Origin of the sequence: Chthonomonas sp. (assembly GCF_035294505.1) — a bacterium.
GTDB lineage: Bacteria > Armatimonadota > Chthonomonadetes > Chthonomonadales > Chthonomonadaceae > Chthonomonas.
The window spans coordinates 19,226-45,739 of sequence record NZ_DATGKU010000117.1 but is presented as its reverse complement, the minus strand read 5'-3'; the positions used below and the strand labels follow the sequence as shown (position 1 = coordinate 45,739).

General features: G+C 54.1%; 23 protein-coding genes. 10 read left to right on the top strand and 13 right to left on the bottom strand.

All coding sequences use genetic code 11. The features are described from left to right. The first annotated feature begins 3 nt into the window (after window positions 1-3). Both VKV18_RS06795 and VKV18_RS06790 read left to right on the top strand, forming a co-directional pair. Window positions 4-1,305: an HlyD family secretion protein gene (locus VKV18_RS06795; protein ID WP_324203455.1), complete on the top strand. Its 1,302-nt coding sequence runs from the start codon at window positions 4-6 to the stop codon at window positions 1,303-1,305. Between the two features lie 9 nt (window positions 1,306-1,314). Beyond that, entirely contained in the window at window positions 1,315-4,542 is a 3,228-nt protein-coding gene (locus VKV18_RS06790) for an efflux RND transporter permease subunit (RefSeq protein ID WP_324203454.1), read from the top strand. Here VKV18_RS06790 and VKV18_RS06785 read toward each other — a convergent pair. Continuing rightward, window positions 4,521-4,946 (bottom strand): nuclear transport factor 2 family protein, encoded by a 426-nt coding sequence (locus VKV18_RS06785; protein WP_324203453.1) that lies wholly within the window; start codon window positions 4,944-4,946, stop codon window positions 4,521-4,523. The two genes, VKV18_RS06790 and VKV18_RS06785, sit on opposite strands and share 22 nt — an antisense overlap. A 1-nt stretch (window position 4,947) precedes the next feature. After that, complete coding sequence (locus tag VKV18_RS06780) at window positions 4,948-5,589, bottom strand: tetratricopeptide repeat protein (protein ID WP_324203452.1); 642 nt, start codon at window positions 5,587-5,589, stop codon at window positions 4,948-4,950. 326 nt (window positions 5,590-5,915) lie between these two features. Between VKV18_RS06780 and VKV18_RS06775 the strand changes: the two genes are divergently transcribed. From VKV18_RS06775 to VKV18_RS06750, 6 genes are all read left to right on the top strand, one after another. Beyond that, on the top strand, window positions 5,916-6,113 hold the full coding sequence (locus VKV18_RS06775; RefSeq protein ID WP_324203451.1) for a YezD family protein: 198 nt from the start codon (window positions 5,916-5,918) through the stop codon (window positions 6,111-6,113). 118 nt (window positions 6,114-6,231) lie between these two features. Further along, window positions 6,232-7,011, top strand: coding sequence for a DUF1559 domain-containing protein (locus VKV18_RS06770; protein WP_324203450.1), 780 nt, complete (start codon window positions 6,232-6,234; stop codon window positions 7,009-7,011). A 131-nt stretch (window positions 7,012-7,142) separates the two neighbouring features. After that, entirely contained in the window at window positions 7,143-8,435 is a 1,293-nt protein-coding gene (locus tag VKV18_RS06765; RefSeq protein ID WP_324203449.1) for an MFS transporter, read from the top strand. Window positions 8,436-8,470: 35 nt separating this feature from the next. After that, window positions 8,471-8,980 (top strand): 5-(carboxyamino)imidazole ribonucleotide mutase, encoded by a 510-nt coding sequence (gene purE / locus VKV18_RS06760; RefSeq protein ID WP_324203448.1) that lies wholly within the window; start codon window positions 8,471-8,473, stop codon window positions 8,978-8,980. Continuing rightward, a complete protein-coding gene (locus tag VKV18_RS06755; protein WP_324203447.1) occupies window positions 8,977-10,077 on the top strand; it encodes a 5-(carboxyamino)imidazole ribonucleotide synthase in 1,101 nt (366 codons plus the stop codon). Before purE ends, VKV18_RS06755 begins: the two co-directional genes overlap by 4 nt. A 44-nt stretch (window positions 10,078-10,121) precedes the next feature. Continuing rightward, a complete protein-coding gene (locus VKV18_RS06750) occupies window positions 10,122-11,684 on the top strand; it encodes a glycoside hydrolase family 10 protein (RefSeq protein ID WP_324203446.1) in 1,563 nt (520 codons plus the stop codon). On the opposite strand, the gene VKV18_RS06745 is transcribed toward VKV18_RS06750, so the two are convergent. Continuing rightward, window positions 11,681-12,328, bottom strand: coding sequence for a hypothetical protein (locus VKV18_RS06745; RefSeq protein WP_324203445.1), 648 nt, complete (start codon window positions 12,326-12,328; stop codon window positions 11,681-11,683). The genes VKV18_RS06750 and VKV18_RS06745 overlap by 4 nt on opposite strands. A gap of 12 nt (window positions 12,329-12,340) precedes the next feature. Continuing rightward, window positions 12,341-12,697 (bottom strand): hypothetical protein, encoded by a 357-nt coding sequence (locus VKV18_RS06740; RefSeq protein WP_324203444.1) that lies wholly within the window; start codon window positions 12,695-12,697, stop codon window positions 12,341-12,343. Between the two features lie 103 nt (window positions 12,698-12,800). Here VKV18_RS06740 and VKV18_RS06735 point away from each other — a divergent pair, with 103 nt between their 5' ends. Then, entirely contained in the window at window positions 12,801-14,039 is a 1,239-nt protein-coding gene (locus VKV18_RS06735; RefSeq protein WP_324203443.1) for a polysaccharide deacetylase family protein, read from the top strand. Here VKV18_RS06735 and VKV18_RS06730 read toward each other — a convergent pair. From VKV18_RS06730 to VKV18_RS06710, 5 genes are all read right to left on the bottom strand, one after another. Continuing rightward, entirely contained in the window at window positions 13,991-14,371 is a 381-nt protein-coding gene (locus VKV18_RS06730; protein WP_324203442.1) for a VOC family protein, read from the bottom strand. The two genes, VKV18_RS06735 and VKV18_RS06730, sit on opposite strands and share 49 nt — an antisense overlap. Before the next feature lie 151 nt (window positions 14,372-14,522). Then, complete coding sequence (locus tag VKV18_RS06725) at window positions 14,523-14,795, bottom strand: hypothetical protein (RefSeq protein WP_324203441.1); 273 nt, start codon at window positions 14,793-14,795, stop codon at window positions 14,523-14,525. A gap of 74 nt (window positions 14,796-14,869) precedes the next feature. Then, complete coding sequence (locus tag VKV18_RS06720; protein WP_324203440.1) at window positions 14,870-15,691, bottom strand: DUF1559 domain-containing protein; 822 nt, start codon at window positions 15,689-15,691, stop codon at window positions 14,870-14,872. Window positions 15,692-15,933: 242 nt separating this feature from the next. Beyond that, window positions 15,934-19,251 carry a LamG-like jellyroll fold domain-containing protein gene (locus VKV18_RS06715; RefSeq protein ID WP_324203439.1) on the bottom strand — a complete coding sequence of 1,106 codons (3,318 nt, stop codon included), beginning with the start codon at window positions 19,249-19,251 and terminating at the stop codon, window positions 15,934-15,936. Between the two features lie 11 nt (window positions 19,252-19,262). After that, entirely contained in the window at window positions 19,263-20,612 is a 1,350-nt protein-coding gene (locus tag VKV18_RS06710) for a sulfatase (RefSeq protein WP_324203438.1), read from the bottom strand. A 339-nt stretch (window positions 20,613-20,951) separates the two neighbouring features. On the opposite strand from VKV18_RS06710, the gene VKV18_RS06705 reads away from it, so the two are divergent. Further along, on the top strand, window positions 20,952-22,223 hold the full coding sequence (locus tag VKV18_RS06705) for a Glu/Leu/Phe/Val dehydrogenase (RefSeq protein WP_345786396.1): 1,272 nt from the start codon (window positions 20,952-20,954) through the stop codon (window positions 22,221-22,223). A gap of 49 nt (window positions 22,224-22,272) precedes the next feature. Here the strand turns inward: VKV18_RS06705 and VKV18_RS06700 are convergent, their stop codons facing one another. The 4 genes from VKV18_RS06700 to hrcA all read right to left on the bottom strand — a co-directional run bounded on the left by VKV18_RS06700 (window position 22,273) and on the right by hrcA (window position 26,410). Further along, entirely contained in the window at window positions 22,273-23,169 is an 897-nt protein-coding gene (locus VKV18_RS06700; protein ID WP_324203436.1) for an alpha/beta hydrolase, read from the bottom strand. Window positions 23,170-23,204: 35 nt separating this feature from the next. Further along, entirely contained in the window at window positions 23,205-24,584 is a 1,380-nt protein-coding gene (glmM, locus tag VKV18_RS06695; protein ID WP_324203435.1) for a phosphoglucosamine mutase, read from the bottom strand. Next, window positions 24,581-25,171, bottom strand: coding sequence for a nucleotide exchange factor GrpE (gene grpE / locus VKV18_RS06690; RefSeq protein WP_324203434.1), 591 nt, complete (start codon window positions 25,169-25,171; stop codon window positions 24,581-24,583). The genes glmM and grpE overlap by 4 nt, the downstream gene beginning before the upstream one ends. A 198-nt stretch (window positions 25,172-25,369) precedes the next feature. Continuing rightward, the gene (gene hrcA, locus VKV18_RS06685; protein ID WP_324203433.1) at window positions 25,370-26,410 is read right to left on the bottom strand and encodes a heat-inducible transcriptional repressor HrcA; all 1,041 of its coding nucleotides are present in this window, start codon (window positions 26,408-26,410) and stop codon (window positions 25,370-25,372) included. Window positions 26,411-26,514: the final 104 nt, after the last annotated feature.

Sequence of the window (26,514 nt, the reverse complement as noted above, 5' to 3'; positions counted from 1 at the left end):
ATCATGCAAAGCTTCGTCAACCGCTGCCGATTCCTTATGCCCATAGCACTTATAGGTCTCTTGGTCACAGTGCTTATGGCCTGTGCACGCCAAGAGATGCCAACGGCTTCTAAACCAGCCGCTGCTCCCGAACTCACGCCAACCTCTACCACGGCATCCACAGCCACCAAAAGCCTCGATCAGTCCATAGCCTCAAAGCCAGAACCTCTGCAACTGATCGGGCTTATTCAAACCTCCGACCGAGCTACGCTCTCTATCTCACAGCCAACCAAAGCCCTTACGGTTCTTGTACACAACGGTGATCATGTTGCCGCCGGCCAACCCCTCATTGTCCTTGACGATACCCAAACACGCGCCCAATGGGATCAGGCCGAGGCCGGCTATCGCGCCGCGCAAGATCAACTTCGTAAGGCCATTGTGGGTGCTAAGGCCCAACAACTCAAAGCCGATAGCGATCTGCACACCGCCCAGGCAGCCCTTCAACAAGCCCAGCAAAAGGAGCAGCAGGCGCAAACTGCCCTGCGCGCGGCCCAGGACGCCAATAACGCCGATGCCGTTGCCGCAACCGCCAACGTGCAAAAAGCGAAGATCGAGCTTGAACAAGCTCAAAAAAACCTTCGCTCGCTACAACAGCTTGCCTCGGTTGGAGGCGTCTCGCAGATGCAACTGCAAGGGGCGCAAGCCCAAGTGGAGACCGCTGAAGCCGATCTCAGGGCGGCCAAAGCGCAACTGCAACAGACCATGGCTGCTCCCGGTGGTTCCCTACCCTATCGCGTGGCTCTTGCGCAGCAAGACCTCGATCAGGCGAAATTCGGGGTTCAGCAGGCACAACAAGCGGTTCAAGCAGCCGCCAAAGCGCGTCTTCAAGTCATCGCAATCGCTCAACACGATGTCGCCGCCGCCCGAGATGCCGTTCAACAAGCCCATGCCGCTTTAGTTGCCGCCAAATCCGTTTATAGGGCGAACCAACTCATCAGCCCCATCGAGGGCATTGTTACCGACCTGGCGGTTCATACCGGAGACATTGTGCAGCCTGGCTTACCTCTGCTTGCCGTGGTCTCCACAAATCACCCCTATGTAGAGGCCTTAGCGCTCGCGCGTCAACTCCCACTGCTGCATATCGGCCAAGCGGCAAAGGTTTTTTTGGACAGCCATCCGGGCGCCGCCTATGCAGCCAAACTTACTTATATATCCCCGGTGGCCGAGCCGGATGGTCGCTCGTTCCGTGTGCATTTCTCTTTTCTCCACCTTCCTGCGGGGCTGAGGATCGGCCAAAGTGCCCGAATTCTGGTTATGCTTCCGTAGGCCGCTACTATGTGGATTACCCGTCTCGCCATATCACGCCCCCTGCTTGTGTGGATGGTGCTGCTCGCCATAACGGCACTGGGCATTTTTGCCTACTTCCATCTCCCCATAGACCTCAATCCACGCGTGACGATTCCGACCATCACCATAACAACTGTCTATCCAGGAGCGGCGCCCTCGGAGGTCGAAACAGAGGTCACCAAACCGATTGAGGATGCCGTAGGTTCCGTCGCCGGCCTAAAAAACGTCTACTCTAGCTCTCAACCGGATGTCTCTATTATCAGTATGGACTTTGTCGCAGGAACCGATGTGGCGCGTGCTCTGGCCACCGTTCGCCAGCACCTACAGTCCGTTCATCTTCCTGCCGGTGCCCAAACACCCCAAGTCTCCCCTCTCGACATAAACGCTCAGCCCGTGCTCTATCTCGGACTAGAAAGCCCTTCGCTGAACTCGTTTCATCTGCGTCAGCTTGCCGACGATGTGATCGCCCCACAATTGCGCCGAGAACCCGGAGTCGGCACGGTTGAGGTCTATGGGGGAAGAACACGTGAGATTGATATTCGAGTAGACCCTCTGCGGCTCCAGGAGAACCATCTTACGCTTGCCGATGTCATCAATAGCTTACAGATGGGTGGCCATGATGTACCGGCAGGCTCTATAGTGCAGGGACAACAGCAGATCGAGGTTCGTTTCGCCAGCGCCTATACCTCTCTTCAGGCGCTACGCAATACCGTTCTTCTGCCCTCTACCCCACCCCCCTCTCTCTCAACTCCTACAGCCACCCCCCCTTCACCGCCACTTACCCTGGCCGATGTCGCTGACGTTTCAGAGGGGTATGCCCCGCAAACGGTTATCACACGCATCAACGGCCACGAGGGAGTGAGCCTGGTAGTGGTGAAAGCGGCAGATGCGAGTGCCGTAACCGTGGTGGAGGAACTACAAAAAGCCCTCGCGCAGCTTCGTTCGGTGCTACCCCCGGAGGTGCATATCATCACGTTACAAAACACAGCCACCATCGTGCGTGAAGCGTTGCAGGACGTGGATTTTAGCCTTATTCTAGGGGCCTTTCTGGCAATGGGCGTGGTTCTGCTGTTCCTACATAACCTTCGTGGAACCCTCATTGTCTCCCTCGCCATTCCCACCTGCATTATCGCCACTTTCCTCGTGATGTACCTGGTAGGCTTTACCCTAAACCAAATGACCCTCCTGGCTCTCTCACTTTCCGTCGGCATCTTAGTGGACGATTCGATAGTGGTTCTTGAATCGATCACGCGACACCTCAATCGCGGAGAAACACCCATCAAAGCCGCCTACCGAGGTCGCGCAGAGATTGGGTTTGCCAGTTTGGCTATAACGCTTACCGATGTTGTGGTTTTCGTGCCCATCGCCTTTACCGGCGGCATCGTGGGCAGTTTCTTTAAGCAGTTTGGCCTTAGCATCGTCTTTGCTACCCTTTTTTCCCTGCTTGTCTCCTTCACCCTAACGCCTATGTTGGCCTCCACATGGTATCGTTCAGGAGAGACGATAGGAGCGCGTAGAGGAATCTATCGCGTTTTAGAAGGCCTTTATGTAAAACTAGAGAACCGTTACCGACACCTCCTCGGTGTGGCGATGCGTCACCGATGGGCAGTCCTGGCGGGAGGAGGAATTATCTTAGCGGCTGTGGTTTGGTTTGCCTTGCCTCACCTTGGCTTTGAGTTTCTGCCGGGCGTCGATCAAGGCCAGCTAAGCATCACCATCGAGATGCCTCCTGGCAGCAGCCTCAGCGCCACCGATCGCATCGCCGCCCAGGTGGAACGCGCCATCGCCGCCATCCCAGAAACAGCCCATACGGCCACCACGGTCGGGCAGATATTGGGTGGATTTGGCTCCATCCCTCAACAAGGCCCGCAGTTCGCCCAGATCAACGTACAGCTAAAACCGCGCGCAAATGTCTTCGCACGCTGGCTTCACCTGCATCTGTCTGGTACGCGCCTCAAGAGCGATAGCGCGGTCGCACAAGAGCTTCAAGCCGATCTTGCCCCTCTAGCCCAAACAAGCGGAGCCCGCATTGTGGCCACCGCCGTGCGCTCTGTGGTGGGAGTTACACAACCCATAGATATCCAACTGCGAGGTGCCGACACACAAAAACTAGCCCAATTTGCTGCCGTTGTTCGCGATCGTCTCGCCAACATACCCGGCGTGCTCAACCCAGATGTTTCCGTGCGCACCGGCAAACCAGAGGTCACTGCGACCATCGTGCCTTTTCGTGCGGCCTCCTTCAACCTTCCTCCCCTGCAGGCAGGCACCATTCTACACGAGGCCATTGCGGGCGCTTCCCCCGCTGTCTATCGGGATGGCGACAAAGATATCCCCTTGCGCGTACATCTGTCGGGCTTCGATCACGGCAACCTGCAACAGGTTGGTAACATCGTCATCGGCTACGATTCGTTTGGACAGCCCATTCTTCTTGCCGATGTGGCCGATCTCTCCCTACATAGCAGCCCCACAAGCATCGAACGCCAAAACGGCGAGCGTATGGTTGCCGTAACCGCCGATCTCGCGCCCAACGCGCCGCTAGGGAATATCCAACAAAGAATACAACGCCAAATTTTGAACAAACTGCCCCATGCCGGCATCAAGATTCATTGGGGTGGCGATGCGGAAACGCTGAACGAAAATGTCGTACCTTTTGCTACCTCCGTCGCCATGGCCGCTCTGCTGGTCTATGTGGTCATGGCGATCTTGTTCAACAATCCGGGCACTCCTTTCGTCATCATGTTCACGCTACCTATGGCACTTGCCGGTGCCCTAGGGGCCCTCGTGCTTACCGGTGAAACACTATCGTTGGTCGCTGCCATTGGGGTGATCATGTTACTAGGGCTTATGGGCAGAAACGCCATCTTGTTGTTGGACTATACCAACACGCTACGGTCTCGAGGCGAACCCCGCGATCTCGCCATTCAAGAGGCCGGTGCAACCCGTCTTCGCCCCATTCTCATGACGACCATTGCCACGATTCTGGGTATGTTGCCCATTGCGCTCCGCATTGGGCAGGCCTCCGAAATTAGAGCCCCTATGGCGATTGTGGTTATCGGCGGTTTACTGGTCTCCACACTTCTAACATTGGTGGCGATACCGGTTATCTACACGCTGTTCGACGACCTCGTTCTGTGGGCACGCCAACATCTTGCTTACCCTACGCGCCCACCGAAAAACGTCGAAAAACCCGCTTCTCAGCGCGTGGGTGAACGGTGAAAATGTACCATCTTCCAAGCTCCATCCCGCCTAACAAAGACTCTTGTTTCGTTGTAGCTCTTCCAATGGGGCACGCCATCCTGTTCAAAGGTCTGTAGGCGGGTATAGGTTACGATGCCACAATCACCGTAGATTTGCACACGAGGGGAGAGTATATCAAAGCGGATCGGCGCGCGTTCTGGACTTCTCCCCATGAGGCGAATAAGATCGAGGTGAAACTCCAGGCCATCAATGCGGTAGGCACAAACGTCCTCAAAACAAGAGAGTTCTGGGGAGGAGAGAGCCGCATAGGTTTCGGCATCACCCGTATCAATGGCGCGAAGCATTCGCCAGGTAATCTCCAAAAGTTCGCGTTGAGCCGCATCGAAGCGGGCTGCGTCCAGCACCTCTTTTTCCGGCGACATGTCATGTCATCTCCCCCGCCACCATGCGCCGCACCTGTTCCACGTAGCGTGCATCGTAGGGGTCTAGTCGTCCGGCGTTGCGATAGTGTCGAAGGGCTTCTCGATCGTAGCCCAGCCCCGCATAGACATCCCCTAATAGAGCATGATAGGAGGCGTTATCGGGGTCGAGCTTAATGGCGCGACGCAAGGCATCTGCCGCCTCATGAAGATAGCGGAAGCGCAAGCAGAGAACGCCTAGGCGCACATTGTAGTAGGCATCACGGGGAGCAAAATGGGTGGCCTTTTGTAACGAGGCAATGGCCTCTTCAATACGTCCGGCACGCACATACAGATTGCCTAAGGAAAAGTGGTAATAGCTCTCTTCGGGTTTCAGATCGCGCGCTCTTTCCAACTCCCCAATAGCCTCTTCGGTCAGCCCGATACTGGCGTAACATTCGCTCAGCCGAAAGCGATAGTGGGCGTTATCCGGGGCATACTCAACGGCCTTTCGATAGGCCTGCGCGGCAGAACGCATAAGGCCCTTACGGCGAAACTGCTCACCTCGGTTAAAATGAGCCGTCGCAGAACGTGCGTTAGCGGCTCCTCTTGCTCTTCTTCCACCCGTCTTTTCCGTTCCCTGCTTTGCCGAGTGCGGCTTTTCCAAAGTATCAACTCCCAAAACAAATGTTGCCTTCATTAAACCTAAGCGGGCACTGCTGTGTCAAGTCAACCTTTGTGGGCATGTAACCTTTTCTTCACTAAGTCTACTTATCTTGTCGGTTGATGGTCTGAGCATCATCACAAGAGCGCTCTCAAGGGGGATCATTCCCAAACAGTCGTCGCAAGTTTAGGAGTTTGCGCACCGATGGCCGGTATGGAGGCGAGTAGAGAAAAATTTTTTGTGGGTATTGACACAGCCGTATCCCGTGGTGTATACTCTGTCAAATCTTGACTTATTTAATCGAATAAGTCAATATTAGGAGGTCGGCCATGTGTTCTTCCAGCGAAGTTCACAAAGAGACCATTCAGCTCATCCTAACGCTACTGCAAGGTATGCGTTATGGAGCGATCGAGATTGTAATTCATGATGGGCGCGTGGTACAAATTGAACGTAAAGAGAAGTTTCGGCCGGCTTCGGAAACTTCCCACAAGGAGGATACACGAGATGGCTCCCACAAGGACAACTAAACAGACACCGAGCCGACATAGGCAGGTTCTCTTAAAACTCTCACGCAGGCACCGACCGGACAACCGGAGGTATGCAAAACTGAACCAAATAACAAAAATGATGAGGAGATTACACTCTATGAACAACATTCGGGTCGGTACGCCTACGTCAAGAAAGACTGCCTTCACCCTTATAGAGCTGCTTGTTGTTATCGCGATAATAGCGATACTGGCAGCTATTCTCTTTCCCGTCTTCGCCCAAGCACGCGAGAAAGCGAGACAGGCCACATGCTTGTCCAATGAAAAGCAAATAGACCTTGCTGTGCAGATGTATCTGCAAGATTACGATGAAACTTTCTTTCCCCATGTCACCGAGCGTCAAGCACCTGTCACCGTGCCCGATACGGCTCAGGATCGCTTGCCTTACACCTACAAATATAAGCTCGATCCGTACATCAAAAATTATGTGCGTCAGGGCATAAGCATCTATAAATGCCCTTCAGGCCACCCATGGCCGGCGCCGGCGCCAGGTAAATGGTACACCTACGACTATGGGTTCCATTTAAATGAAGCCAACCTGGTCAACCCCTATACACAATGGCAGTGGTACCAGAACAACCCAGACTTCGGCTTTAATGAAACTACAAATCTTGCCTCCCTCGCATATCCGGCGAGTTTTATCATTTTCGCCGAAGCCGATAGGCCAGACCAAAACGGCTCGCGCGGAGGCTTATATCCGGCCCCATGGTGGTTTGCATATGGAGCAAGCGATGGGAATTACGCTCGTCCTGTTGTAAGACACCAAAATGGCTTAAATGTAGGCTATGCAGATGGACACGTTAAGTGGAAACATCCAAACGATACTTGGCGCTCCTATAACGACAACGATTGGCGACGTACTCCATTGCCAGGTCAATAGACGATAGACTTAGATCGAATCAATGGCTTCGGAAGTGGCTGAGGGCGTGATACGCCCTCAGCTTTTTTGATGTAACCTCAAGAACAGGTAAAATTCAACCGAGCTAATATCAAGCAAAGGAGCATCATTTCGTGAGCAGCGAGGCTCATTCGGTACCATCATCGCGTCCACCGCAAGCCCTACGCCGTGACTGGGGCTTGTTTCTGACAAGCGTTTTCCTCTTCTCTTTCGGCTTTGCCATCTATTCGGGCGACTTTCAGAACTTCCTGCGTGATCACCTCGGCGCCAACCCTCTCATGTTAGGAGGCCTCGAATCGCTACGAGAAATCCCCGGACTTCTTGCCGCGCTCATGGCCGGAACCCTGGCCATGCTGCCAGAAACCCGCATTGCCTCGCTAGGCCTCATCATCATGGGCATAGGCATTGGGCTTTCCGGTACGATCTCCTCCTATTGGCTGCTGGTGGCCATCACCGTCTTCTGGTCTATTGGCTTTCACTCCTACTCTCCTGTAAGCTCCTCCATAGCCTTGGCGCTGGCCGAAGGAAAAGAGGGCGGAAAGCATCTCAGCCGTATGGCCGCTATTGGCAAACTGGCCACGATCTTCGCGCTGTTCGTGGCATGGCTTCTCGCCATCGGAATGAGTGCGCTTGGCTTTCATGCCCATCATGGACACACTCCCTCGACCGTATACCTCGTAAGCTTCGCCTTTGCCGGATTTTGCATTGCCATTAGCGGCCTCCTCTGCTTGGGCATCTCCCATCACGGTTCCACCAAAGGACCAAGGGCACGCCTCATCGTTCGGCGCAAATATGCCCTCTACTATCTTCTTACTTTCCTCGATGGCTGCCGGCGGCAGATATTCAGCATTTTCGCTTTCTTTTCCCTCGTCCTCGTCTACAATGTGCCGCTTGAAAACATGCTCTCCATTCAGTTTATCAATGCCGTGCTCATTATCCTCTTCGCCCCCGTCATCGGCAGAGAAATAGATAAACGAGGGGAACGCGGCCCATTAACCTTTTACAGTATTGGGCTGATCGTAGTCTTTCTCGGCTACGCCACCATACGCACAGTGGGCGCCCTCGTAGCCCTCTTTCTCATTGACAATGTGCTCTTTAGCTTCGGGGTTGGCTTTACCACCTATCTCAATCGTATCGCCGAACCAAACGAGATCACGCCCTGCCTCTCAATGGGAGTAACGATGAACCACATCGCCGCCGTCACCGTTCCCGTCGGAGGCGCCTGGCTTTGGATGCACTATCACGACTATCAACTGCCGTTCTGGGTGGGTGTGGTCATTGCCACAATTTCGCTAGGGGCCACCCGCTGGCTCCCAAAAGAGCGCAAACCGCAAGTTCCTGTCCAGGAAGAGGTGGTGCTACGCGAGGAACCGCTTCTCACCGAAGAGCTAGAGCCTGAGGGATAAATCGCCTCCACGAACGCCTGTGCTATACTTTTGATATGCAGAACGAACAATCTCCTTTGGTTGGCATCATCATGGGCTCACAGTCCGATTGGGAAACGATGCGCCATGCCGCCGAAACGCTCTCTCAGCTCAATATCCCTTACGAGGTGCGTGTTGTATCCGCTCATAGAACCCCCGACCTGCTTTTCGAATACGCCTCTACGGCGGAAGCCCGTGGCCTTAAAGTCCTTATTGCTGGGGCCGGTGGGGCCGCCCACCTGCCCGGCATGACGGCAGCGAAAACTCTCTTGCCGGTGCTCGGCGTGCCGGTGCAGTCGCGGGCGCTTCAGGGTCTCGACTCGCTGCTCTCTATCGTCCAAATGCCGGCAGGTGTGCCGGTGGGTACTCTGGCCATTGGAACCGCGGGCGCCGTTAATGCCGCCTTGCTCGCCGCCGCGATTCTGGGCACCCAATTGCCCGGCGTCCGCGAAGCCCTCCGCCACTTTCGCGAGGAGCAAACCCAAAAAGTGCTCTCCCACCCCGATCCACGGGAGGGCGCCTCATGAGAATCGGAATCATTGGCGCCGGCCAACTCGGTCGCATGCTCGGTCTGGCCGGAATTCCTTTGGGGCTTACCTTCCGTTTTCTCGATCCCGCCTCTAACGCCCCTGCTTTCGCCGTAGGTGAGCAGATCGTAGGTGAGTATAACGATCCACACGCCTTGGAGCGATTTGCGGAAGATATACCCCTTGTTACCTACGAATTTGAGAACGTCCCTGTTGAGAGTGCCTGTCGGCTACAAGCTCTGGGCAAGACCGTGCTACCACCCCCTAACGCGCTTGAAACCGCTCAAGATCGCCTGCTAGAGAAACAGTTTTTTCGATCGCAAGGCATCCCTACCCCGCCTTTCCATCCCGTGACAAGCTACGAGGAGCTGCAGGAAGCGGTTCGTATGGTGGGGCTACCGGCCGTGCTTAAAACACGTCGTTTCGGATACGACGGCAAGGGACAAGTCGTTCTACAAACGGAGGCCGAGCTTGCCCCCGCTTGGGAAGCCCTGGAAGGCAGCCCCTCGATCCTAGAGGGTTATATCCCCTTTGAACGCGAGCTGTCGCTTATTGCAGTGCGTGGGCTGCAGGGAGAACTCGCCTTCTATCCTCTGGTCGAAAATCATCACCGTGAGGGAATCCTGCGTCTTTCGCTTGCGCCCGCGCCGAATCTTTCGTTAAACCTGCAGCAAGAGGCGGAAGAGTACGGCAAACGAGCGCTGACCGCACTAGACTACGTGGGCGTCTTGGCCATCGAGTTTTTTGAAAAAGAGGGCCACCTCATCGCCAACGAGATGGCTCCTCGCGTGCACAACTCCGGACACTGGAGCATTGAAGGGGCAACAACAAGCCAGTTCGAAAACCATCTTCGCGCCATCTTGGGCTATCCCTTAGGGGCTACCACACCACGAGGCCATAGCGCCATGATCAACCTTATCGGCTCGTGGCCATCCCCTGAAACCGTGCTGGCCGTTGAGGGCGCCCACCTACATCTCTACGGTAAAACTCCACGGCCACGGCGCAAGGTAGGACATATTACCCTTACTGCCGAAACTATAGAGAGAAGAGACGCTCTCGTCGAACGGATACGTCGCCAGCATATCGTAGACTTTTGAGCGTCTTCCCATTCTATCTCATGTGAAAGAGAGGAGGAGCCATCGTGTTTTTTCGCGACTTCCTCATTGCCTTACTGCTTGGTGCGCTGCTGATCGGCGCCGTGCGTCTCTCAGCCCAAGAGACCACGCCCACGGTGGAAGTGCCGTCGGTTCCTCGCGAGTTCCGCGCTGTATGGGTGGCCACTGTGGACAATATAGACTGGCCATCGCGCCGTGGCCTCTCGGCAGAACAACAAAAGGCCGAACTGATTCGAATCTTTGACAAGGCGGTGCAACTTCATTTGAATGCAGTTATCCTTCAAGTGCGCCCCGCTTGTGATGCCTTCTATCGCTCCTCTATCGAGCCTTGGTCTATCTATCTCACCGGCCACCAAGGCGAAGACCCCGGCTATGACCCACTTGCTTTTGCCATCGAGGAAGCCCACAAACGTGGGCTACAGCTGCATGCCTGGTTCAACCCCTTCCGTGCCTACCATCCCTCTGCACACGGCCCGCTCGCGCCCAATCATGTGGCACACACGCATCCCGAATGGGTTCGCCACTATGGCGATATGCTCTGGCTCGATCCCGGAGACCCACAGGCGCGTGCCTACTCTCTTTCCGTCATTCTCGATGTGGTGCGACGCTACGATATCGATGGAGTCGCCATTGACGATTACTTCTATCCCTATCCCATTTCGGATAAAAACGGTCATGAGATTCCTTTTCCGGATCAGAGCACGTACCATCGCTATCGTCAACAAGGAGGCACGCTGGCTTTAGCCGACTGGAGGCGCCAAAACATCAACGATTTTGTGGAAAAGCTTTATGAAGGGGTTAAAGCTATAAAACCTTGGGTGTTGGTGGGAGTCAGTCCTTTCGGCATTTGGCAGCCGGGGCATCCCGAACAGATTCAAGGTTTCGATGCCTACAACGAAATCTCCTGCGACTCGCGGCTTTGGCTTCGGAAAGGATGGCTCGATTACCTTAGTCCGCAACTCTACTGGCTAATCGAGAAAAAAGCCCAAAGCTACCCGGTTCTTCTAAACTGGTGGCTTGATCAATGCAATAGCGATGCGCCCCGCTATGTCTGGCCCAGCCTCTACACGGGGCGTGTAGGCGACGGGGCCTGGCCTGCTAGCGAGATCGTGCATCAAATCGAGATAGCAGAGAAAAACCCTAACAGCGACGGTTGTATACAGTTTAGCATGAAAACACTAATGGCCAACCAAACGCTCTCCGATGCGTTGCTGAATGGCCCCTACGCACAGCAGGCGCTGGTGCCGAGCTGCCCTTGGCTAGGTGGCTCTCAGCCCGATAAGCCTAATGTGGAGGTGGATACGTGCCCTGCCGACAACCGGGTGACGCTTCGGTGGTATGAGGGCAGCTCTTCACAGGCGAACCTCGTGCAGGTGTGGGTGCTGCAGATGCGCCTACAAGGCACATGGCAAACACGGATTCTGCCGGCCGATTGCCACACGATAACGTTTGCATCCGATGCTAAACAGCTTCCCGATGTTGTGGCGATCTCCGCAGTCAACAACTACAACCTGCAGAGCGTTCCGGCAGTTATCTATACCCCCCAGATGGTAGCCCACAAAAACGACCCATCGCGTGTAACTCATTAGCGTTTTCTACGCCGTTTTCGGGGGAGGGATAGATCGAAGTTCGCCTGGTCGTCTTCTTTAACGATTCGCAGATCGGGCGGCAGAGATTCGATGGCCTTTCGAAATATCTCTGCATCGTGAGGTGGTTGGGGCGTAGGCTGCTTTGATGGCGGCGATGCGGCTGGCCTCGATGGCTCCGGCGGCCTTAGCAATTGAGTCACGACTTCAGGAGCGATTCTCTCTCTAAGCGCCACACGAAGGGAGGTTTTCTCGTCCGCGGGCTTGATCAAAGGCGCTCTTAAAAGCGCCCCATAGCGTTTTTGCAACTGGCTGAGGTGGGCTTCGACGAGAGCCGCATGGGTTCGCCTCCATAAAGCCCATTCCGGCCAAACGATACCGGGCAGATTGAGGTCGGCCAGGGGGATATAAAACACACCGGACCCATAGATGAGATAGGTCGGCTCCTCTTGAAACAGCGCACCTAAAGGCTCTGCGCCCTCACGGGAAGAGAATAGGGTGCTGCAGGGATAGATGGCGGCATAATAGCCAATGCGTTTCACCATCAGCACCGGACGGTACTCTTTGTCGCTGAACTCTTTCCCTAGGTTGCTGTGGAGCGTACAGCACCAATAAAAATGGCCTACTTTTGGTTCCTCATCCAGCATAAACACAAAACCTTAAAAACTCTCTTCGACATCGCCAAAGAGCGCCTGCAATCGTTCCGAAGTGTGCTGCTCGATCTGGTAGAAAGATAGCTCGAAAGCCATAAGCCAGAGTGTAATAAGAGCCTCCTCTGTGGGTTTCTCAAGCACGCGAACGAAAAAGTCCTTGAGAATCTCCTCATAGGTAGTTTTGCTTTCATTCAGCTCAAGCCGTTCGGATGAGGGAGCACCCAACAGGCTTTGCTGACAGAGCAACATGAACTCGCGCACGTTGGCGGGTGTGGCCTTTTCCAGATTCTGCCCAAACTGCTTCTGCACGAGGGCGCGAAATCGCTCTAACTTCGAGGCGCCGTCGTCCTCTTTCCAACTCATAAAGGTCTTTCCTCTCCCCTCCGATAAATATGCTATACTACTAAAAACGTTGCCAGCCTATTCTATCTGGACACTAAGGGTAACCGGTGTGAAGGAATTTTCCATGTTTCAATATACACGTACTCTAACCCATTCGTTCCATCGTCTAGTGGTGCCGCTGACTCTGGTCGGTATCTGTCTTTTCGGCGGCTGTAATCGCATTACCACCTCCCTCACCAAACCGATCAGGCTGTCAACCCTCTCTATTGCGAATGCCACACCCTTACCCACGAAATTAACGCAGGCCGATCTTGAACGCATCCGTCCAAATGAAGTAGGCTTCATCCCAATTTTAGAATATCATAATATCCATCCCGGGCGCTACATGACATGTCGTTCGGCAGCCCTCTTTCGTGAGGACATCGAGAGGCTTTACCGCCTTGGTTATCGCCCTATCTCGATGAAAGAGTACCTCGAAGACCGAATCGATCTCCCTCCCGGCAAAAAGCCGGTTATCTTCACTTTTGACGATGCGCTGCTCAGTCAGTTTCGTTATTTGCCGAATGGCCGTATCGATCCAAACTGCGCCGTGGGCATTCTCATGCGTTTCCACGCGCTTCATCCCGACTGGGCGCTTAAGGGGGTCTTCTTCGTGGTGCCCGCCAACGCTTTCGGCAACCGACATCAGTTTCAAAAGAAGCTGCTCACGTTGCAAAAGCTGGGGTTTGAAATCGCCAATCATACCTACGATCACAAATACTTTAACCACCTTTCTGACGCCGGCATCGAAAGAGAGATCGCTCTCGGCAAAGCGCTTATTGATAAGCTAGACCCAAAAGCTGATACTTCCCTTTTTGCCATTCCGGGTGGCTGTACGCCACGCTCACATCATTGGTGGATCATGTGTCGGGGGCGCTGGCATAATCTTGCCTATAAAAACCAAGCTATTTTACTGGCAGCTGGCGGCCCTGCTCCCGCCCCTTGCTCACGCCGTTTCAACCCCTACCGCATTCCTCGTATTGTCGCCTACAACGGGCCTGACGGCCTGTGGACTTGGATAGATTGGCTTCAGAAACATCCTCAAAAGGTCTATGTAAGCGATGGCGATCCGAATACGATCACCGTACCTGCCGATCTGAGCGATCTGGTCAACAAGAAACATCTTGCCCTAGAAGGCCTCACTCTTCAGAGCTATGACCTTCCCATCGTGCCTTCTTCGCGTCATACGGCCTTTCAGCGGTCTCATCGCACTCCTCATCTTCTGGCGAAGTTACACCACCGGAAACCGGTAAAAGCCACCGGACTACATATTGGTTACTCAGGAGAGATACGCAAACCCATATCGGGTAATTGCAACAACTGAATAAGGTTGTTTTCCGTATCGCGCAACACGGCGATCTTTAGACCGTTTTGCGTAGTAGGTGGCAAAAAGAAGGCTACCCCGCGCTCTGTCAGCTCTCTATAAGCGGCTACCACGTCTTTTACAATGAGCGTCAATACGACGGCATTGGCTTCAAATCGCACCTCCGCACCCGCCTCAGGAGCGGTTTTCAGCCCCACGCCCTCTTGAAAAAACACCCAGTCCTCCTGCTCCTCCTGAACGGTGAAACCGAGAAGATCACGATAAAATCGTAATGCCCGCTCAATGTCTTGTACCATCACGACGGCCATGACCCCTTCAAACTGGAAGCTCACGGTTGTCCTCCTCTGCGATCGTTGGATATAAGAAAGGCCACAGATATGATACCTGTGGCCTCTCATTATGCGGCCATCCCACTAGGGCAGGGATGGCCACTCTCTTCCCGGCTTCGGAACGAAGCCTCTCACTTTGAACCTAAGGGCGTTCTCAGCGAGCTCCTCCAGGCATACTGTTAGGGGCAGGAAGCCCTCCGATGCTCCCTCCCCCATAAGGATTTTGGTTTTGCTTCTGCGCTCCAATGCCGATTGTGTTCGGATGGGCGAACTCGGCGCGAATCGCGTTCTCCACTTGCGGGTTCGGCCCCGGCTTCCCCGTCGAGTGCCACAGGAAAAACGCCACGATCAGCACAACCACAACGATGATGATCCCACCAACCACCGGCGAGAGTGAGACATCCTTTAGACTCTTCCAATCCGCCATGTTCTGATCCTCCTATGATGGGGAATGAGGGCTGACCCCCAAAGAAAGAGGGCCAGCCCTCGCGAGGCCTTAACCTACGGCACGTACTGATTGCATCCGAGATCGGTGGCCTCCGGGCAGCGAGGCCAGTGGTAGTCGTATCCTTGACCGGGCCACCATGGTGCCCTTAACAGAATATCATCAATCGGGTACGACTTGGCATGGCCGTCGGCAAAGGTGAAGTTCATTTTTGCCGTTGGGGCCATACCCGAAGGCGGGTTCTGTCCACTGAGCCACGGCAGGTTTTGGGTGCGATTATCATGAAAAACCCACAGCTCATGAAAGACAAACGTATCGGCGGGCTTGGAGAGAGAGGCCTCTTTCACCGGGGTCAAAGCGCCGAAAACGCTGCCGCAGTTTCCTGCATTCCCCGGCAGCCCCGATGGACTTGTGCTTACAAACCCCGAATAGAAGAAGAAACGATAGTGATAGGATGTCCATCTTTGATTGACCTGCCACTGTGTGGTGACCCCAGAATCGCTTGGGCAAGCCCACAGTTGCCAGTTTTTGATGTAGGGATACAGCTGGCCGCCAATGCTATATTTTTGAATGGCGGCAGCAGGCACCTGATAGTTTCCAGTGCCAATAGAGCCGTGCCCACCGTAGACCTCACCGCAGATATCGGTAGGGTTATTTGCCAGGTAGGTCATATCCGGCACAGGAAACGTCTCATCATAGTCTTGGACATACATCATGATCCCCAAGCCGAGTTGCTTAAGATTAGAGAGACACGTGATAGCTCTCGCCTGCTCTCGCGCTTTGGCGAATACCGGGAACAGAATTGCAGCCAGAATCGCAATAATCGCGATGACAACGAGAAGCTCGATCAGAGTGAAAGCGGTCTTCTGTTTCCTCACTTTTTATACCTCCGAGAGTTAAGAATGAATGTATCTGTTGATTCGGACAAGCGGGTATTCTGCTTCCCCTGCGTCTCCGATCGGTTCCATTATATCACACATTCTGTCTGATCGTCGCTTCAAAACTCACTGAGATATCAAAAATAGATGCCAGAGATATTTTTTTATAGATAGTCCTCTCAGAACAACCCTATTGCATTGCTTGGTGGTAGGAAACAGGTATATCTAACTTACTTCTAAATCTAGGGGCTTTCCCCCTCCCCAACGGGTGCGGCCTTTACGGTTATCTCCACAGGCTTACTCAAGTTGCCGCCTCCAAGATCGGTATTTGTAAACGCCACGATCTCATAGGTGTAGGTGCCTGCCGCCAGCACCACATCTTGATACTGCGTCGCTTCGCATTTACCCAGCAGCACCCTTCTATTGGCCACTCCCCACCGATATATGGCGTAGCCCGCAACATCCTGGCTTGGGCTTTTAGACCATATTAGCGTTATCGTGCGACCGTCAATCTTTACCTGAGGTCTTGATGGAGGCAATGGAGGTTCAAAACAGAACTTCGAGAAGTCATGTCTCTGTGTGCCTGTTGTCACCATGAGTATAGCAGCCAAACTCTCCACGCCGCTTGTATTGACCTGGACAAGCCGAAAAAGATAGGTGGTGTCTGCCTTGAGATTGGCCATCCAGTACCAGGTGCTTTGCCGATGCGGCAAAATAGCCAATAGATCGTTGTTGCCATTATAAAGGCGATAACAATAAAAATCGGGTGTTGTGCTGGGTTCCCACTGCAAAGCAACGTTCTGCCAAAAACGGCCGTAAAGGCAGCTCACCGTAAACCTCGTTGGTTTTGGAGGGGGTATCTCACTTGGCTGGGCTAGTGGCGATATGGATAGGCTCGCTGCGCGACTTCGACCACCGAGACGATCAATGGCGTAGACGCGATAGGTATAGGAAAGCTGAGGTGAAAGCATGGCACCGGGCTCTCCGCCGAGGTCACCTCGATCATCTACAGCGGTTCCTTTTCCCTCATATACCAAATAGGTATGCTGTTCTCCAGCTGTATCTTTCCATATGCGCCAGACTTCATAGCTTTCTGCTCCGGCAACTTCACTCCACGACAAATCCACCCCTCCATACACCGGAACCGCCTTCAATTGGGGCGTTGCCGGTTTAGACAGGTTGGTGATGGGCACACGTTTGTCGAATTCAAGATAACAGATTGTGCAAGGCCTTATTGTTATCGTTGCAGTTCCATTAGCATCCACTTGTGGCGGCCCTAAGGTTGTTAAACCTTCACAGGAATCCCCTGCATCGTAAAAACTGTTGTTTTGGTCATTAATGTCCCAACGATAGCATCGTGCATGCGCCCACTCTTTTCCTAATCGAAGGGTTAATGTTGGTGTGAGATCGGGACGAGTGCGCATATAGACAAGATAGATTCCTAAGCGTGTGCCGTCAGGGCTGACAGCTGCGTGCGGATAAAATTCCACTCCTCGGCTCGTCACAGCGACCTCTTGCCAATTTGCCATGCGATTCCACAAAACATCTTCCCAAGCGGTTGCAAAGATATGGTTATCAGCACTGTAGCGGCCATCATAACTCCAAGGGCCGCCTCCATTGCCCAAAGGACCGCAGTAATCCGTTTTGAATACATAGCCTAAGCGCTGTGCTTCGGACAACACAATCGCGCGATAGGCAGCTCCATAAGCGTTGATACGAGCATTTTGGAAAGCCAGATAGGTGTAGTTTGCCGTCTGCGCGTAGTTACGGGGCGCATAATGCGCATCCATAGAGGTCTCACCGATGGCCAACGCCAAACGGTGCCCCAAATGGCACTCCTGTGTATAGGCATCCACAGCCTTACGCATCATCTCTAGAGCGTTCGGATCGCCACTATACTCGTGATAGGTGATCCCATCTAAAGGACAATCGTTCCCCTTTGTAGCGGCCAATGCAATGATACCGGCCACTACCTGATCCTCTTTTGTGGCATTAGAAGAACCGTCTGCTGGCCCACTTGTCTCCCCGGCAAACCAGAACGGATGGTGAACCTGTTCGAGATAGGGTCTCAAAAACACATTATTCCGAACCAGTTTCATTACAACCTGATAGAACGTTGATATATCTGCTCCGCCCCCAGGCTGATCCGTCGTGCCGGGTGCTCGATAAGTGAGATTCGGCTCGTTATAAAAGCCGACATAGAGCTTTGACGGTGGAAACTTTTTGACAGCGAGAATATAGTAGAGGATATCCGCCCACATATCGGCCAAGGTTCGCACCGTCGGGTCCTGTTCTGAGATGGATAAGGACGGCACTATTGAGGCGGCTCCAACCGAATCGGTTAATCCATAGTGGTCTTCGCGCAGTGTCGCCCCCCTACCCGCGGCATAAGCGATGCCCAGCAGCTTTGCATCTGGCGCTCCATCCAAGTTGAAATAGATGTCTTGATTCGCCTCTGAAAAGTACTGCAAGGTTCTATCCCATACACCTGTATAGAAGTAGAAACCGGTTGTTGGCCCACGCCAATAGCCAGGCCGAGGCGTGAACGATATCGCGGAAGCCTCTATCCACGAGTTCACACGCTGGATTCGGAAGCCCGTTCGGTAACGCCAATAGGAATCCTTACCCAGTACAAACCCACCGGATAGACCACATAGCAGAGGGTTGATCGTCACGCCTAAGGGTCGGTTGACATGTACTTCCAAAACATTTACAGGCTGTTGTGCCGAAACCGTGTCTTTCGTGAGACCATCGGGCCCGGGAAAATGTGGCAGACTATAGATTCGCAAATTTGACAGAACCCATTCCGGGCCGGACGGTCGAGTCGGCGCATTTCCAAGTAACAGCATCGGCCCGAAAAATGGCGGAATCTCTGCCACTGTGCGCGAACCTATCAATATAGCGTCCACATAGAACCAAAGAGTTGTCCCGTCATACGTCACGGTGATCTCATGCCATGTGTTAGGTCTCCAAAGCGTTGTATACCCAGCACGGGTTGTTGCTGTAATTTGATACGTGGAGCCGTCAAGATGAGGCCCAAATGTTTGGAGAAGTAGACGAGGAGAGCCGTTGGCAATGTCTACCTCAAGATGTGAAACCGTAGAGCCAAGGCGGAGAATAGTGATGTATTTACCCGGGTAGCTTGTCCAACTGTTTTGTGTATTCATAAGCTCAAACACAATAGTCCAACCCGTTCTGTTAAATAGCCCGACTGTATCGAATTGGAGAGGGTGCCCTCCCTGCTCTGCGGTTCTAAACCCGGTCATTCCACCGAAGCGACCTGGAGCGGGCAGCACGCCAACGAATTGATCGTTTTGAGCTGGGACGTTGTTGAACGTAAAACACCCACCGAAACCCATCATTAAGCGAGCTTCAGTGGCATAATCATGCAATGCGAAAACCAAATCGGGAGATGCATCCAACCCTGGGGCGTCTGATGAAGGCTGCATCCCTGCGTTATGGTGCTTTGGCGTCGCACCGAAGGTTTGATAGGCCCCAACTGCAACCAACAGCGTGGCAAGTAGGGTGCATAAGAGAGACCTGTACTGAAGTCTATACATCCATCACCTTCCTATCGCTCTTGTAATCGCTTCGCAGTGGCAATAGAGCCAATGCGCTTCTCCAACCCAAGATGATACTGCAATATCGGGTCCGGCTTGCCCGTCTCATCAATGCGCCGGTTCACCCAAGCCATCATGCGGCTCTTGAGCATGTTTAGCACTTCCGGCTCCTTGGTTGCTAGGTTCACAATCTCCTCAGGGTCCTCTATAAGGTTGTATAGCTCAATCGGTGGTTTCTGATGAAAATCCGGTTCTAGCGCATCTATCAGCTTCCACTCTGCCGTGCGCCAACCCCGTTTTCGCATCCAAGTGCACTCGGTGAGGTAAAACTCCGAATAGTTCGTAGCCCTCTCCCCTCTCAATAACGGCAGAATACTCTTACCGTCAAACTCACGGGCTTTTACAACCACCTCAAGGCCGACATACTCCAACAAAGTGGGCACCAAATCCTGATGAAGCGTGTATCCCTCGATCACCTTCCCTTGGGGGAGCCGACTCGGCTGGAAGAGGATCAGCGGAACATGAATGGTCGGTTCATAAAGCCCATGATGATCGAAGTAGCAGCCATGTTCAGTAAGCGTCTCGCCATGATCGGCGGTAAAAACAATGAGCGTGTTCTCGACCTGCCCCAGCTCCTCCAGCCGATTCAATAAAACGGCGATACAAGCATCCATATAGGCCAGAGCGCCATCGTACATGGCCACAGGATGGGCTATGTCACGTATGCCCTCCGGCATCCACGAGAGATGAAAGTCGGCAAATGGAGGAAAATCGCGCACCGGCCCCATCGTATCCGGCAGGTTTGGATCGGTGGGGTCTTTACCGTAAAACAGGCTATCAAACGGAGGTGGAGGGAGATAGGGCGCGTGAGGGTCCATATGGCGTATGAATAGCAACCAAGGTGCACCATTGTTAACAAGCTCCTCTAAGGCGGGAAGTGCCACTTGATTGAGATTCTCTGCCTTGCGTGCCGGGCGGTCAGGCCAAGCGAGCCACCCCTCATCATAACTTACGTACTTATCGAAACCGCGAAAAAAATCTCCAGAAAACCCTACGCGAATCGAGGCGTACCCGCCCTCCTCTCGCAATAGCTCTGGCAGCGTGGGGATATCGGGGGCGATAGGCCCCTTTGGAGTGAGAGACACCATCTCGTGCGCCATCACATCACGACCCGTTAAAATGGTGGTATAAGCCGGGGTTGTAGGAATGTAGGGGCTGAAATGGTTCTGAAACCGCACACCTCGTGCGGCAAGCCTATCTATATGGGGCGTGGTAAGACGGTGATACCCGTAGCAACTGCAGTGGTCGGCTCGCAGGCTATCTACGGCAAAGATGAGCAGATTGGGGCTTCTCTCCGGCATCGGTTTCCTCTACGCTTTCGTGTTTGAAACCATGTTTCGCCAAATTCATCGTGGCTTCCTGCTCAATCTATCCGATCCAGGTTCCATTTGTGGAAAATTGAAAGAAATTGCCAAAAATCAAAGCAAAGGAAACCACATAAACTCCTTTGCGTAGAGTAATATATAGATGTCGGACGCTACGACAGACAGCGGCCTTTGGCAGCGACGCCAAAGGGGCACGAGCAAGTCTCCCGCTGACCCTGTTTTGTCCGATAATGTAGCGATTCGAGGAGGAATCCATTGAGCACACAAACCGCAACAACGGCAGAAAACCCTCTGCCTTCCATGGACCGACAACACATGACGACCGTTCTCTCCGAACCTCTTGAAAGCACCAATCCCTACGAAAACGCCCTTCATCAACTCGACATCGCAGCCCGTTATCTCGAACTCGACCCCGGACTTCATGAAATCTTGAAACATCCGGAGCGCGAGCTTACCGTTCACTTCCCCGTCAAAATGGACGACGGCTCCATCAGAATCTTCACAGGCTATCGTGTGCAACACAACCTCGCACGCGGGCCAAGCAAGGGCGGCATTCGCTTCAGCCCCAAAACCGACCTCGATGAGGTGCGTGCCCTCGCCATGTGGATGACGTGGAAGTGCGCCATCGTCAATATTCCTTTTGGTGGCGCCAAGGGCGGTGTGGTCTGTGACCCCAAAACGCTCTCTCCAGGCGAGTTAGAGCGGCTTACTCGTCGTTACACCTCAGAGATCAGCATCGTGATAGGCCCAGACACCGATATTCCAGCCCCCGACATGGGCACTAACGCGCAGATCATGGCATGGGTCATGGACACCTACTCCATGAGTTGCGGGCGCACGGTTCCCGCCGTCGTTACGGGCAAACCCGTCTCTGTAGGCGGTTCTGAGGGTCGCAACGACGCCACCGGACGAGGCATCGTGGTGATGGCTCGTGAGGCGTTGCGAGAGTACGGTCGCCAGCTACAGGGGGCTACAGTAGCCATTCAGGGTTTTGGAAACGTGGGCAGCGCCGCCGCCAAAATCTTCCACCAGTTGGGCGCGAAAGTGGTGGCTGTAAGCGATGCGCTCGGCGGCATCTACAACCCCAACGGTCTTGACATTCCTGCCCTGCAAGAGTGCGCTAACCGCGACGGCACATTGACAACACACACCGGCGGCGAGAAGATCGGCGTGAAAGATCTGCTTGAGCTGGAAGTAGATGTGCTTGTGCCGGCTGCCGTTGAAAACCAGATCACCACCGAAAATGCCGGACGCATCCGCGCGAAAATCGTTGTGGAGGGCGCCAACGGTCCTACCACGCCGGCGGCCGACCGCATTCTCAATCAACGTGGCATCTTTCTTGTGCCCGATGTGTTGGCCAACGCCGGAGGCGTTGTGGTCTCCTACTTTGAATGGGTGCAAGACCTACAGTTCTTCTTCTGGCAAGAAGAGGAGGTCAATGCAAAAATGGAGGCCATCATGGAACGTGCCTATCGTGACGTGCGCAGCATGGCACGTCGTGAAGATGTAGATATGCGTCTTGCCGCCTACCTCATCGGGGTAAGACGCGTTGCCGATGCCACTACCACGCGCGGCATCTACCCATAAACGGAACTATCTCCCTCCGTGGCCTGCCGGCCACGGAGGGAGTTTGGCTTTAAGGCTTCAGATAACGGTCGAAAAACTTCTCTGCTATATCAAAATAGAGATCGGGCTGTGGGCTAAGAAAGGCGTGGGGAAGGCCATAGGCCAATAGCAGAGTAACGTTTGCCCCGGCTTTGTGAAGCGCATCGTAAAGTCGTTCCGACTGATCGGGCGGCACGAGCGTATCCGCCGTTCCCTGTAAAATGAGAAAAGGCGGTGCCGACTTGCTGGCATAGATCACCGGCGAAGCCTCCCGGTAGAGGGTAGGGTCCTCCCCAGGTTTCTTGCCAAAATACATCGTTAGCAAGTTCGCCACAAAAGCATTGATGTGCGCCTGCTCCGGTGGAATGGTGAAGTCGGTAGGGCCATAAAAGTCCACAACGCACTGCACCTTACTGCTGTAGTTCGCCAGCGCGGGGTCGCTATTATCTCGTGTGTCGCACAGCCCGAGGAAAGCGACGAGGTAGCCTCCCGCCGAATCGCCCATCGCCCCGATGCGCTGCGGGTCAAGATCGTAATCGGCTGCGTGGGCGCGTAGAAATCGCACCGCTCGCTGCACGTCATCGAGTTGTGCGGGATAATGAAATTTTGGCGCCAGCCGATAGTTCACCGAAAACGCATCGTAGCCATGTTCGGCAAAAGCCTTGCCGATATTCGCATAGAATATCTTGTCACCGCCGACCCACCCGCCTCCGTGTACTAAAACGATACCAGGGCGCTTGCTTGGTGCGGTTTTAGGCAAGTAAACATCCATCAGCAACTTAACGCCACCCACTTCGCCATAAGGCACGTTCTTCTGCACCGTGACATCGTCTGAGGCCACTTGCGCAAACGCCAGCACGGCAGGCTGGGAAAACACCAGAGCCAGTGCTACAGCAACAAAAAAGAGAGTTCTCTGCCGTCTAAACATCAGCGTTCATCCTTTTGATAGGGTTTTAGATAGGATCAGGAAAGACCACAGCGTGCTTCAATAAGAGCACAAATCTCCTCGACCACCGACTGTACGAGGGCAGCATCGGTGCCTTGCGCCATGACGCGCACCAGCGGTTCCGTGCCCGAAGCTCTTACCGAAAGCCACTCGGCACGTCCTAAACGCTCTCGCGCCCGCTCGATGGCTTGTTGAATAACCACGTCGTTACGCCAGGCCTGACGGTCTTGTACCCGCACATTCCGCAATATCTGCGGGCAGGTCTGTACGACACCGGCCAACTCCGAAAGAGGTTTGCCGGTTTGCACCATAATCGAGAGAACCTGCAAGCCTGTGATCATGCCATCGCCCGTTGGACTAAGATGCGGCAATAAAATATGCCCACTCTGTTCGCCCCCTACTCCTGCCCCGAGAGCTTCCATGGCTTCGGCCACATATCTATCCCCCACATCGGTGCGATGGAGGCGTATTCCTTCCTTCTCTAGAGCCTGTTCAAGCCCTACGTTGCTCATAATGGTCGCCACCACCACACGGCCTGGCAAGCGTTCTTCACGTGCCATCTGCAAGGCCAATATAGCCATAATACGGTCGCCGTCTATCACGCGCCCTTGCTCATCAGCCATGATAACCCTATCGGCGTCCCCATCAAAAGCGAGGCCGGCGTGGGCCTTGTGCTGTTGGGTTGCCCTAGCGAGTGGTTCCGGATGCGTCGAGCCACATTCCCGATTGATATTCACTCCGTCCGGATTCGCATTCAGTACCACCACTTCTGCCCCAAGATCGTTAAAAATATGTGGGGCTAGTGCATAAGTAGCTCCATTGGCGCAATCCAGCACCAGCTTCAAGCCGGCCAAAGGTTTCGAGCCGAGGGGACGGAGAGTCTCCTTTACACATCGGGCATAGGCCTCCGCCAGAGAGGTATCGGTGCGGATGCGGCCTATCTCCGCCCCTTTTACCCGGGGCAGTGATTCGAGCAGGGGGATGTGGGAGGCGATAGTATCTTCCATGGCATCTGGTAGCTTCTTACCGTTGCTCCCTAAAAACTTGATGCCGTTGTCGTGATAGGGGTTATGAGATGCAGAGATAACGGCACCTGCCACCGCCTCATGCAAAAGAACCAACCGTGCGACTCCAGGCGTTGGCATCACCCCCACATCCACCACATCTATCCCCATAGAGGCAAATCCGGAGGCCAATGCTGCCTGAAGCATCTCGCCGGAAAGCCGCGTGTCCCGTCCAATAAGCACTTCAAGGCGTTTAGCAGGCCCTGCAGAAAGGGCCTGCTGGCGCAAAAACTCTCCCGCCGCCATTCCCAAATGCAGAGCGAGCTGCGGAGTTAGGGTGACGTTGGCCTCCCCGCGCACGCCATCTGTGCCGAAAAGTCGCGTTCCGCTCAAGCCTCGCTTTGCTCCTTTTCCTGCACCACTCGCACCAAAGCCGGCCTCAACACCCTATCGTGCAGCATATAGCCTCGCTGCACCTCCTCGGCCACGGTGTGAGGCGGCAACTCCTCCGACTCTGCCGGGCCAATCGCCTCATGCAGCTTCGGATCGAACTCCTTGCCAACCGCCTCTATAGGCACCAGGCCTACCTTTTTCAGAGCGTCCTGTAGAAGGCGTTGCGTCGAGCGCACTCCCTCTAACAACGCCTCGAAGTTGCGTGTCTGCTCTGCCGCCTGCAAGGCACGCTCAAAGTTATCGAGTACCGGTAGAAGCGACTTCACCAGTTCGCCAACAGCGTACTTTTGATCGGCACGATACTGCTCCTCCTTGCGCCGGGAGATATTGATAAACTCCGCTTGAGCGTAAAGCAACTCCTTCTCGGCCTGCTCGGCGCGCGCTCTTATCTGCTCTAGCTCCTGCATCAAGGCCGCGAGCTTTGCCTCGGCATCCTCTTGTTCTTTATCTATGGTTTCCTCTGCCTGGGCTAGCCCATCTTTCGCTTGGTCTAGCTCAGCCGCACTTGGCTTCTCTTCCATTGTCATCTCGCAAAACCTCCTTTAAACAGGTTTTCGGCGACCGGTGCGGACGGTCTCGCGAGTGACTCTCACGATACAATGCGCAGCGGTCGCCCTAGAAAAATTCTACCAGAGTTAGGTGCTATTCCCTTAGGATCATACGCACCCAAAAGGCTTGACTTCTTCTAAGCCAAGCAACGCGCTCTAGTCAATAGCTACGTTTTGCTACGAAGCTAAGCTGAGATTGGTTAATATGTTCGAGAGGTTCTGCGCCATTATCTGAACGGCAGCCGTAGCTCGCCAATACTCCATGCGGGTTGGGCCTACCACACCCAGGTAGCCTACCGGTTGCCCGGCCACCTCATACGTGGTTGTCACAAGGGCACACACCTGTAGCGGCTCCCACTCATTTTCAGAACCGATAACAACGCTATAGGAACGGCCTTGGGCACTGACCCGACTTAACACCTGCAGAAGGGCCTGGTGTTGCTCTAAGGCGTTCAAGAGGTTTTCTAGCCGCTGAATATCATGAAATTCCGGCTGCCGTAGGAGCTGGCCCGTGCCCTCCAAGTAGACCCTCCGGTTGGAGAGCGAAGCGGCCATCTGAGCAAGCGCCTGTAGCACCTGCTGTAGCAGGCGTCGGTAACCCACAAACTCTTGAGGCACCGTGCCCAAAGGGATTCCCCGCAGCGTCTCTTCAAGCGTATACCCCGACGTTATCGAGTGCAAGTAGCCCGATAGCGCCAAGAGGTCTATGGAGGAGGGTATCACCTCGGTCTCCAGCAAGAGATGTTCGACATGCCCTGTGGAAAGCAGTACAACCAGCAATAGATGTCTGGCGTCGGCCTCCGCCAAATAGACTCGGCGCAGCCGCACGCTCTCCGTTACCGGATGCGTCGCGATGGAAGCGTAGTGGGTAAGATGAGCCAAAATGCGACAGGTTTGCTGCAGCAACTCCTCTACCTCACCTTGTGGCAGGCGTATCTGCTCTACCTCCTCCGGCTTCAAAGAGTCCCGGCTATCCATCAACTCATCTACATAATAGCGATAGCCCAAGTCGGTGGGTATACGCCCGGCCGAGGTATGGGGTTGCGCCAAATAACCCATATCGGCCATCTCTGCCATCTCATTCCGAATGGTCGCCGGCTTGCACCCAAGGTCACACAGCTCCATTAGGCGCTCGGAGCCTACCGGTCGGGTTGTGTGAACATAGTCTTCAACAACCGTCTGCAAAATGCGTACCTTTCGACCATCCAACGTCATCATCCTCTAAAACAGCCTCCCCTCAACTTCAACTGGTCATGATTGCGGTGACTAACCTCTCACAAATGTTCAAAGATATTACGAGAGCCGACGGCTTTCAAAGATAT